The sequence below is a fragment of the Shewanella sp. S1-49-MNA-CIBAN-0167 genome (genome assembly GCF_040310145.1).
In the GTDB taxonomy this organism is placed as follows: domain Bacteria; phylum Pseudomonadota; class Gammaproteobacteria; order Enterobacterales; family Shewanellaceae; genus Shewanella; species Shewanella psychromarinicola.
Genome location: NZ_JBEOPO010000005.1, coordinates 70,393 through 84,781 on the forward strand (window position 1 = coordinate 70,393; position 14,389 = coordinate 84,781).

Annotated in this window: 9 protein-coding genes; 4 read left to right on the plus strand and 5 right to left on the minus strand. The window is 41.8% G+C overall.

Translation table 11 applies throughout. The features are described from left to right. Nucleotides 1-17 precede the first annotated feature (17 nt). From AAEZ00_RS03545 to AAEZ00_RS03555, 3 genes are all read right to left on the minus strand, one after another. Nucleotides 18-719, minus strand: a complete 702-nt coding sequence (locus AAEZ00_RS03545; RefSeq protein ID WP_232772211.1) for an endonuclease — start codon at nt 717-719, stop codon at nt 18-20. 137 nt (nt 720-856) lie between these two features. Next, nucleotides 857-1,465, minus strand: coding sequence for a SprT family zinc-dependent metalloprotease (locus AAEZ00_RS03550; protein WP_101032899.1), 609 nt, complete (start codon nt 1,463-1,465; stop codon nt 857-859). 86 nt (nt 1,466-1,551) lie between these two features. Then, nucleotides 1,552-2,736 (minus strand): PA0049 C-terminal domain-containing protein, encoded by a 1,185-nt coding sequence (locus AAEZ00_RS03555; RefSeq protein ID WP_124014213.1) that lies wholly within the window; start codon nt 2,734-2,736, stop codon nt 1,552-1,554. Between the two features lie 173 nt (nt 2,737-2,909). Between AAEZ00_RS03555 and AAEZ00_RS03560 the strand changes: the two genes are divergently transcribed. Then, the gene (locus AAEZ00_RS03560) at nt 2,910-3,230 is read left to right on the plus strand and encodes a hypothetical protein (RefSeq protein WP_351075585.1); all 321 of its coding nucleotides are present in this window, start codon (nt 2,910-2,912) and stop codon (nt 3,228-3,230) included. A gap of 409 nt (nt 3,231-3,639) precedes the next feature. On the opposite strand, the gene AAEZ00_RS03565 is transcribed toward AAEZ00_RS03560, so the two are convergent. Next, a complete protein-coding gene (locus AAEZ00_RS03565; RefSeq protein WP_351075582.1) occupies nt 3,640-4,551 on the minus strand; it encodes a LysR family transcriptional regulator in 912 nt (303 codons plus the stop codon). Nucleotides 4,552-4,680: 129 nt separating this feature from the next. Here AAEZ00_RS03565 and AAEZ00_RS03570 point away from each other — a divergent pair, with 129 nt between their 5' ends. The 3 genes from AAEZ00_RS03570 to fusA all read left to right on the plus strand — a co-directional run bounded on the left by AAEZ00_RS03570 (nt 4,681) and on the right by fusA (nt 13,333). Next, nucleotides 4,681-9,234, plus strand: a complete 4,554-nt coding sequence (locus tag AAEZ00_RS03570; RefSeq protein WP_124014218.1) for an ATP-binding protein — start codon at nt 4,681-4,683, stop codon at nt 9,232-9,234. 143 nt (nt 9,235-9,377) lie between these two features. Next, a complete protein-coding gene (locus tag AAEZ00_RS03575) occupies nt 9,378-10,847 on the plus strand; it encodes a diguanylate cyclase (RefSeq protein ID WP_124014219.1) in 1,470 nt (489 codons plus the stop codon). Between the two features lie 392 nt (nt 10,848-11,239). Beyond that, nucleotides 11,240-13,333, plus strand: coding sequence for an elongation factor G (gene fusA / locus AAEZ00_RS03580; protein ID WP_101032891.1), 2,094 nt, complete (start codon nt 11,240-11,242; stop codon nt 13,331-13,333). A 108-nt stretch (nt 13,334-13,441) separates the two neighbouring features. On the opposite strand, the gene AAEZ00_RS03585 is transcribed toward fusA, so the two are convergent. Then, nucleotides 13,442-14,326 carry a LysR family transcriptional regulator gene (locus AAEZ00_RS03585; RefSeq protein WP_101032890.1) on the minus strand — a complete coding sequence of 295 codons (885 nt, stop codon included), beginning with the start codon at nt 14,324-14,326 and terminating at the stop codon, nt 13,442-13,444. Between the last annotated feature and the right edge of the window lie 63 nt (nt 14,327-14,389).

Here is a 14,389-nt window from a genome sequence, read left to right on the forward strand (position 1 = left end):
GGGAGCTTGATCGTCAATTAACGAACTAAGCCGTTATTTTGGCATTGTTTGAATACAAAATCATTATGATTACCTTGGTTAGCAGCGATTAAGGTATCACGTTGGCATTCCGTGGCGCTGATTGGTTGCATTTTGTTCCATGCGTTAAACAACTTTTGTTGGCTATTACTGATTTGCAGACCATAGGTTTGTTGCATATAAAGGTAAGTTCGAGCGATAGGCCCTCTTGCTTGTTTGGGGGGTTGTGCTTTGCGGCCTTTAAAGTCGATAATCATTTTACACTGCCCGTATTGATCCGCTTTTCCGCCCCAATCACTAAAACGAAAATTGCTGCGATCACCGTTCACCTCACCTACAGCAGGAACAAGATTGTGTAAATCGGCTGCCATTTTTTTAAATGCAGCATTATTTTTATTGCAGTTTTTTCGACCACCGTCTTGCCAGCATTGCAGTTGATGACCAAATTCCCATGCGGGAACCACATGCTCCCATTCGATACGGTTGGCTCTAATGATTTGTTTTCTAACTTTATAACCACAGCTAGCATGATCCGCTTGCCATAATTTTCCTGCGATGGCGATATCGCAGCCGCAATAGAAGGTGCTGAGTGGTAAGTGTTGTTGGTAAATCTTTTTAGCCATTTTTTTGGCTTGACCGAAACTGCTGGAATGTTCTGCCGCGATAAGTGTGGATGAAAAAATGCCGCACAGAAGCGACACCCAAAAGAACCAAGAGAGTGTGGATGATAAGCGCAAAATAAACCCTAAAATTAACAAAAAACATCATTACAGTGCAGGCTTAGCCTGTCATTTTGGCTGATGTTAATCCATCGCATGCGATGACGCAATTGATAATGTTAGGTGCTAAAAGGGGTTAATGTTTGTTGGCAACGGCGACAGCGATATTGAGTCTGGCCTCGCACAATTCTGTTGTGACGTCTTATGGTTAATTGCACACTGCCACAACCGCAAAAATATTCAAATTGTTGACCACTGACGGACTGGATATTGAGTTGGTGAGTGGTCTTTGGCGTAATACTAAATGTTGTCATCATGACGCTTTGCCATTCTTTACCGTGAGGTTTTACTTTACCAAATAGATGGAAACACACCAAATGGCTAATTTCATGTGGTACCACTTCGTTAATAAAAATATTTGGATTTTCAGTTAGTAAAACAGGATTGAAGCGCAGTTTATTGGTTTGTAAATGCGCCGTCCCCGCGCTTTTTCCGCGTAAGCTAAAATGTACGCTCGGACGAGGAAATTGACGTTTGAAATATTGCTCTGCTAATTGGTAGTCTGCTTCGACTTTGGCCAATATCTGCTGTTGTAACGGATCGCTAACGGCAGTGTTTGGCGATTGGTGGGTTCGAGGCCCTACTGATAACGAAGACCCCTTTGTATGGATGTCTTGCGTTAGCGCTTGGTGCGCGCGCTGGGTGAGATTGAAGATATTTTTAAACATGATGAAATGCTTCACTTACCTACACGAATATTCAATGAGAGACTCAAGCAAGCAAAGCATAGACATTTTATATTAGTCTTTTGACATTACAGAGTGCTCGCCGCTGCGGCTATCATGGCACGAATTTGCTCGACGATGTCTGACTCTACTTGTGAGTCGTAGCCTTTAATACGTGGAGTATGAATGTGTCCTACGGGTAAGTTCAAGTTAAATTGGTCTCGAAGTAAAATACTGCGATAGGAAATTTCATTAGATAAATAGCCCCCACCAGAACCTTCAACTGAAATTTCATTTTGTAATTCAGCCAGTGATGATGCCTTAAATTGCCCCCTAGATAAGGTGTTAATTTGATGATTGTCATTGACGCTCCAATGACCTTTAACCGCTGCCATTGCTTCAACGGGCAGAGAAAATTGCACAAACTCAGGGCCATTTAATTTTCCATCGGAAGAAGTGCCACCGTTAAATAACGGCGCTTTAGGATTGCTGTGACTGGCGCCGGTTAATACATTTAAATTGTCTGGTGCCTCTGCACTGCGGTTACGTCCAGGAAAACGTTCGATATCGAAATTTTCCCGGCCCATGCTAATGGTAAAGACCATGTCGACACTGTTTTCACGATAAAAGGGCGTGAGTAACGATTCGATAATACCATTGTCGAAATCGCTAAATCTCACAGGGATCATCACGGTTTCTATCTGTGCTTTTTTACCATTAATCTCAAAACGATAGCCATCAAATGCTAAAGCCGCTAAGCCTGATGGATTACTTTGGCCAATATTTCTATCAAGAAAAAAGGGATCGAAACCGGTCACTAAAATATTAATTTGGGTATCGGGTAAAAATTCAATATCGCTAAAACCGCGAGACGATTTCTCAACCGCTTTGACCAAAATATCACGTTGCCAGTCGGCAACATTAAATCCGACTCTTTCTTGCTTTAGAACGTTACGCATACTTAGACGGCTCCAGTACAACGAGCGATCGTCACTGTGCCCCGATTGTACATCGCGTACGGCTTGCTGCCATAACCTGTGTCCTTGATGCGCCGCCATTTCGGTAACGGCTAACTCATCATTGGATTGGGCTAACTTGACCTCTAAAGTATCACTGATAGCTTGATAACGATTAACCACCTGCGGCATTGTTTGCCCAGCCTTTGATACACGCATCTCTTCAATGTTTTTTTGGAGTTGTCCTGCATTAACTGCATTCGATAGCGTGGCTAATACCAATGAACTTAACATTATAAAAGCGCTGTGTTTAATCATGATGGTTCCTTTAGGGCCCTAGATATCCATATTGGGGTTATGTTTAACGATGTTACTGCCCGCTAGGCTAGGTAACGGTTATTCTAAGTGACAGTTATAACACAGTTGTTTCGGCTATTTAATAGCACTTTGAATACTTGTACACGTGTAGTTCATTTTTGAGTGGTGGATTTATGTTGATAATTTGTTTGGCCGTTAAACTTTACCGTGAGGTTAATTATCTTGATTACAGCGTGGGATTAGCTTGTGCTGTTTCCGAGCGAATGAGTTTGAGTATGAGCTTTAATCAACGGTTTTACAGTAAAGCTAAACAAAGACCAGAAGGTGGAGAGTGGCGGGAAATTCCTCGAACTGACACCAATACCGCGAATTTGGGTATTGGCGCTACCTTAGCCTTGTCACCTAATTTATCCATGGTGACCTCAATAGGCTCCGGGTTAACTGAAGACTCCCCAGATTATCAAATTAGCGTGCGATTGCCTTATCGTTTTTAATTTAGTAAAAGGAATTGGCATTCTTTATCAGTCAATCGGTATCACCTCAAGCGGCCTATTTTAAGCCGTTTGAGGTGATATACCCAAACGATTTCGAAATGCAGGATTGAGCATGTCCAGAAGTGGCAGCGTTCAAGGTGCTAGGAATAGGGCTCCTACGGCTGCTAGAGCGACCTTAGGTCTGCTAGGCTCTAACAATAGGGGGCCTGCTGCTAGATCCTAGGACCTAAAACCTAGCACCTAGAAGGAGCGAAGCACCGCCCTCTGGCGAGCTTGCGAGTTCCTAGAACCTATAAGTCGCGAAGCGACGTTCTCGGTAAGGTGTCACCATTATCTTATATCACGGCCTGGTTCAGTTATCCTACGGGAGCGCTGAAACGAGTATGCTGAAATGGCTTAGTGTATACCCTTAACTCATCATTGAATGCAATGATTCTTGGCTGGTATAACGTTTGGTGAAAAAGTCTAAAAAAGCACTAATGTTGCTGGCTAATTGGCGCCGACTTGAATAAACCCCATAAACTTTAAAGGTTTCCATTGGCCATTCTTGTAAAATAGGCACTAAGCTCCCCGTTGCGAGTTCTTGCTTGCAGCTCGTGTTAGATAGCATGGCAATGCCATAATTATCCAACGCTAAGCGTTTTACCATACTGGCGCTGTTGACTCGTACTTTTCGTTTAAAGGTCGCCATTATTTTACGATTGCCTTTTCCTAATGGCCAAATGGGGGCCGATAAGGTGGTGCCAAGTAAAATACCGTTGTGCTGGGTTAACTCTTGCGGTGTAGCAGGGCTACTGAATTCTTTTATATAACCAGGGCTAGCGACCAGAATAGGTTGGCGTTCAAATAACAATCGAGCAACAAGATCTGACGACTGTAATGGACCATATTTAATGGCAATATCGTAACCTTCACCCACAAGACCGACATCACTGTCAGTAAATTGAATATCCAGTTCTATATTGGGGTAAAGACGCATAAAACTTGAGCATAAATGGCCAATGACATCTTGTGAAAATGACACCGGAATTGCTATCCGTAACGATCCAGAAATATCATTATGGGTGTTTTCAATAGTGGCTTTGGCGGCTTCAATTTCATTGCTAATGGAATCACAGTGTTGAAAAAATAACGCGCCAACTTGGGTCAGACTTAAATTTCGGGTGTCTCTTTGGAGTAGTCGCACTCCGAGTTGTTCTTCTAATTGAGCAACTTTTCGACTAATGGTTGATTTAGGTTGTCCGATCTCTCGGGCTGCTTGAGAGAATCCTTTTGCTCTAACAACGGCTGCAAACAGCATCATACCGTTCAAATCGGGCATTCAAACCTCACTGTCTCAATTATGGAACAAAGCGTCCAAGCTAGTTTATATGGTAATTTACCCATTAACAAAGTTATATTTACGAGCTAAAAAAAATTTTCAGAGGCTATATAAGCAGAGGATCTAAGGATGACCAGCAAAAAGCAGCCCGCTAACAAGACTCAAGCACTATCGGCTGACCCACTTTTCTTACAAGCAGAACACTTGGCTAAAGATTTTTCATTATTTCCTGCTCATAACAAGCAGAGTGTATCTCAAGAAGTAAAAGGATTATTAACTGAAGATGCAATTCAATCAAACTTAAAAAGTTTGGCATCTTTAGATGTTGATGGTTATGTCAATAAAGTTATTCAACCCACTTTGGATAAAAACCGCCCTGGCGCGAAGCGTATGATCGCGGACTTAAAAGGCAAGATTATTGCTGAAAGTCATATTGGACCGTTTTATCGTGCTGAAGTGGAATTAAACTTTGGCACTCGTACTCGTCGTATCGGTTTTATTGCCCAAGAGCGCACGACCGCAAACGGTGCGTGGATGCCAGAACATCATCTTGCAGCATGTAAGGCGATCCGTCATTTTGCAGAATTGTCGATGCCAATAGTATATTTAATTGATACTCCTGGTGCCGATGCTGGTGAAGTTGCTAACAGCCAAAATCAAGCTCATACCATTTCGAAAGCCATCGCTGAAAGTGCTAACGTTGGTGTACCGACAGTCGGTATTGTGATTGGAGCGGGCTATTCAGGTGGTGCGATTCCATTAGCTGCAGCCAATATTTTATTATCTGTACGCGACGGTATTTTTAATACTATCCAGCCGCAAGGCTTACAAAGCATTGCGCGTAAGTACAACTTGTCATGGCAAGAATGTGCTAAGTCTGTCGGGGTATCGCCAGAAGAGCTTTATACCGCGGGCTGTATTGACGGTATTATCGATTTTACGCCATCAGATAAAGATGAGCGTCAGCATAATTTCCGTCGCGCGATTATCAGTGCTATTGAAGCCGTTGAACGTGCTGCGATGGATTTTGTACGCGAGTCTGCTGATTTAAAAGAACATTATGGTCGCAGTTTACAGCGTTTCTTAGCACCGTCGGCTAATTTACTTACGCTTGAAAATAATACCCGCTTGTCTGTCGCCAATAACCCGACTATGTACCACAATATTTTTGGTAGTGCATATCGATATCTGCGTTATTTGACGTTACGTAGCCGTATTCATTCAATCTCACAAGAACAGTATGGTCGCTTGTCAAAAGTGAGCGTGCCAGAAGGTGATTTGTTAGCGCGTATTAAGCAAGAACAGGAACGCGTGTTCCAAGCGTGGTTAACCAACCCTGACAAGTTAGTTTACGATGAAGAACTGAATAAACTATGGGGTACGTTTAGCGCTAAACGTAAAGATATTTCTGCCGAACGTAACGTGATTACACGTTTTATTTTGGGTGAACCAAAAGAGAACTACAAAAAAGCACGTAAAGCACTGTTATTTAATATTGGTTGGTCGTTATACCATCGTTGGAAAAGTAACGCTGCTAACAATTTCAACGGTTTAATTAAGCATTTAGAGTCATTGCCTAAGTCTACAACACAAGCTCCATGGCCTGAACTTAGTCAGCTTACTGTGCTGGACATTGTCGTTAATGACGAATTACGTGAAGACTTTATTTGGCAGTGTCATAACGTGCTTATCTTCAATGCACTTTATGACAATGTGGTCGGCAGTTTGGCGTCAATTTCCAAAGAAGCCATGATGTCAAAAAGTTTGTCTCGTGAATCAGTGGACAAGTTACTCCACAAATCGATTGATAATGCATTATCTAATAGTGATAACGCTAACGACAAGAGCAAGTTCTATAAGTGGTTAAAATACTTTATGGATCAATCGAATCGTGCTGAATTGTTAACGCGTGTAGAGCAATGGAAGAGTGTCGGTTTCCCACAACTAAACGATTCGCTTTTCGTTATCTTAACTTATTTCTTCGAGCGCTTATTACCAGAGTACTTTGATAGTGAAGACGAGCACGATAAATACACGGGGACGATTAACCCTGTACGTATTGGTCGTCGTAAGGATTTTTGGAACCGTTTAACCATGGGTTACCAAGACTTACTTATCCAAAAAGTACTTCGTGAAGAGAAAAAGCAAGGCAAGATGGGCTGGGAAAATATTATCAAACAGTTCTTTACTCAGTTTGATGAAATTGATGCCGATAAAATGTCAGCTAACTTGCTTAATTTCCCCGGTTTCCGGTTATCGATTGAAGATGCTATTGATAGAAAGATCCGCCCTTGTGGTTTAATTACCGGTCTGGCTGATTTTAAAAATAACGGCAGTAAGTTACGTGTAGGTGTTGCGGTTTCAAATACGGCATTCCAAGCGGGTGCATTTGATATGGCCAGTGCTGAAAAATTCAGTTCACTATTAATTGAATGTGCGAAACGTAAATTACCGGTCATTTGTTTTATCAGCTCTGGTGGCATGCAAACGAAAGAAGGTGCTGCGGCATTGTTCTCTATGGCGGTAGTGAATGACCGTATTACGCGCTTTATTCGTGATAACGAATTACCGGTATTGATGTTTGGTTTTGGTGATTGTACAGGTGGTGCTCAAGCCAGTTTTGTCACCCATCCTTTAGTGCAGACGTACTATTTATCTGGTACCAATATGCCGTTTGCTGGTCAAATGGTGGTACCTGCGTACTTACCATCAACGGCAACATTGTCGAACTATTTATCTAAAGTGCCAGGTGCAATGACGGGGTTAGTCCATAATCCATTTAGTGATACCTTAGACACTCAGTTGTATGGTATTGATCCACTCATGCCATTACCGACGATGAAAATAGACGAAGTGATCAGCAAAGCATTGTCTACCTTAGTGCCTGAAGTGATTGAGTTAGAAAAAGTCATTGAACAAGACGATCCTCGTGCATTGATGAAGCCTATTAATAAAGTGCTGGTGCATGCGCGTGGTTGTACGGCCGTTAAATTAATCCGTAAAGCACACGACAACAACATTAATGTGGTGTTGGTGGCCTCAGATCCGGACATGACATCTGTTCCAGCAGATATGCTTAAAGACACTGATAAGCTTGTATGTATTGGCGGTAATACCTCAGATGAAAGTTACTTAAATGCTTACTCAGTATTAAAAGTTGCTGAGTATGAAAATGTTGACGCGTTGCACCCAGGTATTGGCTTCTTATCAGAAAGTCCACAGTTTGCGGCGTTATGTGTCAACAATGGGGTTAACTTTGTCGGTCCTAGCGTGCATTCAATGACCACTATGGGTAACAAGTCTAACGCTATTCATACTTCGCAAGCGCAAAATGTCCCCGTTGTGCCAGGTAGTCATGGTATTTTGAGTAACGCAGAACAAGCGGTCAACGTAGCGTCTGAAATTGGTTATCCAGTGCTGTTAAAAGCGGTCCAAGGTGGAGGCGGTAAAGGTATTCAGGTCGTTAAACGTCCTGAGGACATGATTGGTTTCTTCCAGAAAACCGCGACGGAAGCCGCTGCTGCGTTTGGTAATGGTGACTTGTATTTAGAAAAATATGTTACCTCATTGCGCCACATTGAAGTCCAGCTACTGCGTGATCAGTTTGGTAATAGCAAAGTATTAGGTATTCGTGACTGTTCAGTACAACGTAACAACCAAAAAGTGATTGAAGAATCAGGATCAACCATGTTGCCTGAGGAGCTGAAACAACGCGTGATGGAATACACTCGTGCGTTAGGTGATGCTACCGATTACATGGGCGCTGGTACTGTTGAGTTTATCTATAACTTAGATGCAAACGAAGTGTACTTTATGGAGATGAATACTCGTCTTCAAGTTGAGCATCCGGTGACGGAAGCGACATCGGGTATTGATATTGTTAGCGCGCAGTTTGATATTGCTGCGGGTCGTTCAATTGAAAAACTACAGCCAGTTGACCAAGGTTACGCTATGGAAGTGCGTGTGACGGCGGAAAAAGCGGCACTCGATAGCCATGGTATTCTTCAGCTTATTCCTAATCCAGGTAACATCACTGAATGTGTATTGCCTGAGCGTGATGATGTTGAAATTATTTCGATTGCAGCAGCTGGCAAAGAAGTATCGCCATACTATGATAGCTTAATCGCACAGATCATTATCCGAGGTACTGACCGTGCTGATGTGGTGGCTAAGATGTATGCGTATCTTGATAGCGTAGTGATTAAAGGGATTGCGACTAACATTCCATTGCTGAAGCTTATCCTTAAAGATCCCACCTTCAATGAAGGGGTGTATGACACTAACTACTTGCCACGTTTAATGGCAGAGTTGGACATTCCAGCACTGATTGCTGAAATGGAAGCGGCTGCAGAAGCGATTAAGGTTGATTCTGAATCATTACGTGTTGGCGAAAGCAACGAATTGAAAGTATTGGCACAAGGTGCGGGAATTTTCTATACCTCCCCAGCACCTGGTGAAGCAGACTTTGTTAAAGAAGGTGACATTGTCACGGTTGAGCAAACATTGGCATTGATGGAAGCAATGAAAATGTTCTCTCAATTGACCCTAGCGGGCTTTAATCGTCAAACGGGTGTGTTATATCCTGAAGATCAAAAGTATCGCATTGAACGTATTCTGAATAGCAATGGCCAGCAAGTTTCACAAGGTGATCTCCTGTTTGTGATATCGCCTATCGAAGCGTAATACGTACGATTGATTGTTGAGTAAAATACCCGCTATTTAGCGGGTATTTTTTTGTCATACTTTTGTATGTTGTATTACACTAAATAGCATATTCACTTTCCTGTTCAACTATATTGTTGAGCCATAATTGTTGGATCATACTATTGAGAAGATTGAGCTGGCTTGAGTTCTCTAGCGTATTATTGGTAACGCTGTTGATATTCATTAATTTGATTAACACTAAGCATGCCAGTGCTTCGGTGCCCGAGAGCCAGTCTTTTACCAACTCAAAAAACCGTAATATCATCCGCTATTGTGTTGATCCAGATTGGTTACCTTATGAAGCCATTATCGATGGCCGTCATACTGGTATTTCATCTGATTATTTAGCATTATTAACAGATTATACCGATTTCACTTTTGTGTTAGTGCCTACCTCGTCTTGGCGACAGAGTTTAGAATTACTTAAAAAAGGTGCATGCGAGTTAACCCCCATTTTAAATCAAACACCCAAACGCGACGCATATCTCTCTTTTAGCGATATTTTTTTTAAATCGCCAAATGTCTTGGTGTCATTAAAATCCCAACCTTTTTTACAAGGATTTGAAAATATTGGTGATCGCTTATTGGCTATACCCAAAGATTATCGTCTAGTGGAATATATCCAACGATTTTACCCCACTATCAACACCATATTGACTGATAATGAGCGACAAGGATTGGAGAGAGTTGCTAACGGTGAGGCGGATGTTTTTGTAGGATCGATGTTTTCTGTTAACGCCTATATTCAACAACACGAGTTAACCTCGCTAAAAATAGCGGGCTGGGGTGGTCCTGAAGATGAGTTACGCATTGGCGTTACTCATGCAAAGCAAGATTTGCTGCCACGAATTAACGCTGGACTGGCAAAAATTTCCCAAGCTGAGCATATTTCAATTTATAAGAAATGGCATAATATTACTGTTATTGAAGACATTGATTACAGCCTAGTGATCCAAGTGGTGACTGCTCTGGGGATGTTTATTTTATTTCTACTTTACCGAACCATGTGTGTCAGCAAGTACAATGTTCATTTAGAAGTAAACAACAAGCAATTACAAAAATTACAATTAGAACTTGAGGAAAAAAATAGTGATCTCGATTTTTTGGCTCAACATGATCCACTGACAAAATTGTATAATCGTCAATATTTTAACCAAACTTTTTTAGAGGATGCGAGGCAACCTCAGGAAAAAACACCTCAGAACAACAATATCAGTTTGATCATCATGGATATCGATTTTTTTAAAGCGATAAATGACATGCATGGACATGCTATCGGCGACAAAATTTTGGTTCAAGTAGCACAAGTGCTACAAGCTTCAGTAAGAGAACTTGATGTTGTGGCAAGGTGGGGCGGTGAAGAGTTTGTGGTCGTTTGTCAGCATGTACAGTTGCACGATGCCGCAGAGCTTTGCCAACGAATTACCGATGAGCTTACTTATTTTCATTTTTATAACAATATTAACGTGACCTGCAGTTTCGGGATTGCCTTGCTGGGTGATAATGAACCGATCCAAGCTTGCTTTGAACGAGCCGATGCGGCGTTATTCAAAGCGAAGCAGTCTGGACGTAATCAATATTGTAGTGCCTAGATAAAAATACCCTATTGATTGATGTTTGTGGCCTTAGCGAAACTCATTTTATGGGTTAATAAATACTTATTTGTTGTCGTGGTATGTTCATTGTCAGCATAATATTGGCCTAAAAATGTCGATTTACCCATTTAGGCTACAATTTTACATTTTTAGTTGAAATTACTGAGGCGATTAAAAAATAAACTATTATTTTTTAATCGTTTGTTTTATATCTTATTACTGGCATTTATTGAGTTTTTTTTTGCTAAAAACAAATAAATATTGCACCAGCTATTTGCGCCCAGCAAGGTTCCAATTTACAATATGCGCCTTAATAACCTGATGTGCGGTGTGTAGGTCCTTTTTCGCATGCTCCGTCTACTTCTTAAACTAATCATTAAAGTTGAATCATGACCGAATTATCCAAATACAGAAACATTGGTATCTTCGCTCACGTTGACGCGGGTAAAACCACGACCACCGAGCGTATCCTTAAGCTAACCGGTAAGATCCATAAGATCGGTGAAGTACATGATGGTGAATCAACCACAGACTTCATGGAACAGGAAGCTGAGCGCGGTATCACCATTCAGTCAGCAGCAGTAAGCTGTTTCTGGAAAGACCACCGTTTTAATGTTATCGACACTCCAGGCCACGTTGACTTCACTGTTGAAGTTTATCGTTCGCTAAAAGTGCTTGACGGCGGTATCGGTGTATTCTGTGGTTCAGGCGGTGTTGAGCCTCAGTCAGAAACAAACTGGCGTTATGCTAACGATTCTGAAGTTGCGCGTATCATCTTCGTAAACAAGTTAGACCGTATGGGTGCTGACTTCTTACGTGTTGTTAAGCAAACTAAAGACGTATTAGCGGCTAACCCATTGGTTATGGTTTTACCAATCGGTATTGAAGACGAATTCATTGGTGTTGTTGACCTACTGACTCGTGAAGCTCACGTTTGGGATGAATCTGGTTTACCAGAAAACTACGAAATTCAACCTGTTCCAGCTGATATGGTTGACCTAGTTGAAGAATACCGTGAAATGTTAATCGAAACAGCTCTTGAGCAGGATGATGCTCTATTAGAAGCTTACATGGATGGTGTTCAACCATCTATTGAAGACGTTAAGCGCTGTATCCGTGCGGGTACTCGTACAATGTCTGTGTTCCCAACATACTGTGGTAGCGCATTCAAAAACAAAGGTATGCAGTTATTATTAGATGCAGTTATTGATTATCTTCCTGATCCAGTTGAAGTTGATCCACAGCCTCTAACTGACGAAGACGGTAACGAAAATGGTGAGTTCGCCATTGTTGATGTTGATGCGCCATTTAAAGCATTAGCGTTCAAGATTATGGATGACCGTTTTGGTGCATTAACCTTCGTACGTATCTACTCTGGCCGAATCAAGAAGGGTGACAACATCCTTAACTCGTTTACTGGTAAAACAGAACGTGTTGGCCGTATGGTTGAGATGCAAGCCGATGAGCGTAACGAATTAGATTCAGCTCAAGCGGGTGACATTATCGCTATTGTTGGTATGAAGAACGTACAAACGGGTCACACGTTATGTGATCCTAAGCACCCTTGTACGCTTGAAGCCATGGTATTCCCTGAGCCTGTTATTTCTATCTCTGTAACGCCAAAAGATAAAGGCGGTTCTGAGAAAATGGGTATCGCTATTGGTAAAATGATTGCAGAAGATCCATCTTTCCGTGTTGAAACTGACATTGATTCTGGTGAAACTATCCTTAAAGGTATGGGTGAACTTCACTTAGACATTAAGGTTGATATTCTTAGACGTACTTACGGTGTAGACCTAATTGTAGGCGAGCCTCAAGTTGCTTACCGTGAAACTATTACTCGTGAAATCGAAGATAGCTACACGCACAAGAAACAGTCTGGTGGTTCTGGTCAGTTTGGTAAAATTGATTACGTTATTCGCCCTGGCGAGCAAAACACTGGCTTCACGTTCACCTCTAAAGTTGTTGGTGGTAACGTACCTAAAGAATTCTGGCCTGCTGTTGAGAAAGGTTTCAAAAGCATGATGAATACAGGTACTATCGCTGGTTTCCCTGTGTTAGACGTTGAACTTGAACTTCAAGATGGTGCTTTCCACGCAGTTGACTCGTCAGCTATCGCGTTTGAAATCGCCGCTAAAGGCGCATTCCGTCAATCTATGCCTAAAGCGGGTGCACAACTTCTTGAGCCTATCATGAATGTTGACGTATTCAGCCCAGAGGACAACGTTGGTGACGTTATTGGTGACCTTAACCGTCGTCGCGGTATGATCAAAGATCAAAATGCTGGTGTTACAGGTGTTCGTATTAAAGCTGACGTACCGTTATCAGAAATGTTCGGTTATATTGGTTCATTACGGACAATGACTTCTGGTCGTGGTCAATTCTCTATGGAATTTGCTCATTACGCACCATGTCCAAACAGCGTTTCTGAGAAAGTTGTTGCTCAAGTTAAAGAGCGTAAGGCTGCTGAAACTAAGAAGTAATTCTCGTTTCAATTGACTAAAAAAAACCGTTGCCTAGGCAGCGGTTTTTTTATGTTTTTTTTATGCCCTTGCTACGATATAAAAACAGTTATGATATAAGAGTAGATGTTATTCATAACTGTTTCTGCTGAGCGCTAATAGCGCTTTTGCTGGCGGGGTTAAGGGTAAGTTTTCTCGCCATATTAATGCGAGATCCCAAGTCATTGCGGGATGCATCGGTTTAAATACCAGTCTGCTATTACTTAATCGTTGGCAAATGGGTTCGGGTAAAATCGCGACGCCCAAGTTTGCTTCAACCATCGCGGCTAAAAAATCCCATTGACCCGTTCTAAAGGCTATATTGAGTTGCACCCCAGCTTCACGGCTTAAACGGTTAATTAACTTTGCTAATGAAAAATCTTCGTTATAAAGAATGAATGGATAAGATTCAAAGTCTTGCCAGCGTATCTCCGCTTTATCTGTGAGTGGATGTCCTTCGGGTAAGCATGCAAGTAAGGGATATTTAGTCAGTGGTTGATTCGATAACTCTGTTTTATGGGTTGTCGGCAGTGCGGTAAACGCAATATCTAGACTGTTGTTCAATAGTGCTTGTTCGCAACCAAAGCCGCCATACTCGTACATCTGTATTTCAATCCCCGGATATTGCTGCCGATAATTGGTCAACAAGCTGGTAATTAAACTGCTCATCATAGGGCAGACGCCAAGCCGTAATAGTCCTGTTTTTAAGCCATTGAGGTTGTTAATATCTTCTTGAAGTCGATGCCAATGACCCAAAATTTCCTTAGCACTTTTTTCGAACAATTGCCCTGCTTGAGTTAGCTCAACCTTTTGATTGTTCCTAATCAGCAATTTCTCACCCATATTGTCTTCTAAACGCTGGATGATTTTTGTGAGTGTCGGTTGAGTCATAAAACATTTTTCTGCCGCCCGGGTAAAGTTTTCAGTTTCAACTAAGGTCAGAAAACTCTGCAAGTTCTTGATTGGAATGTTCATGCTTAAATGGAATCCATATTATGTTATTAATTCATTTTACGGATAAAGCATAAACGATTACTT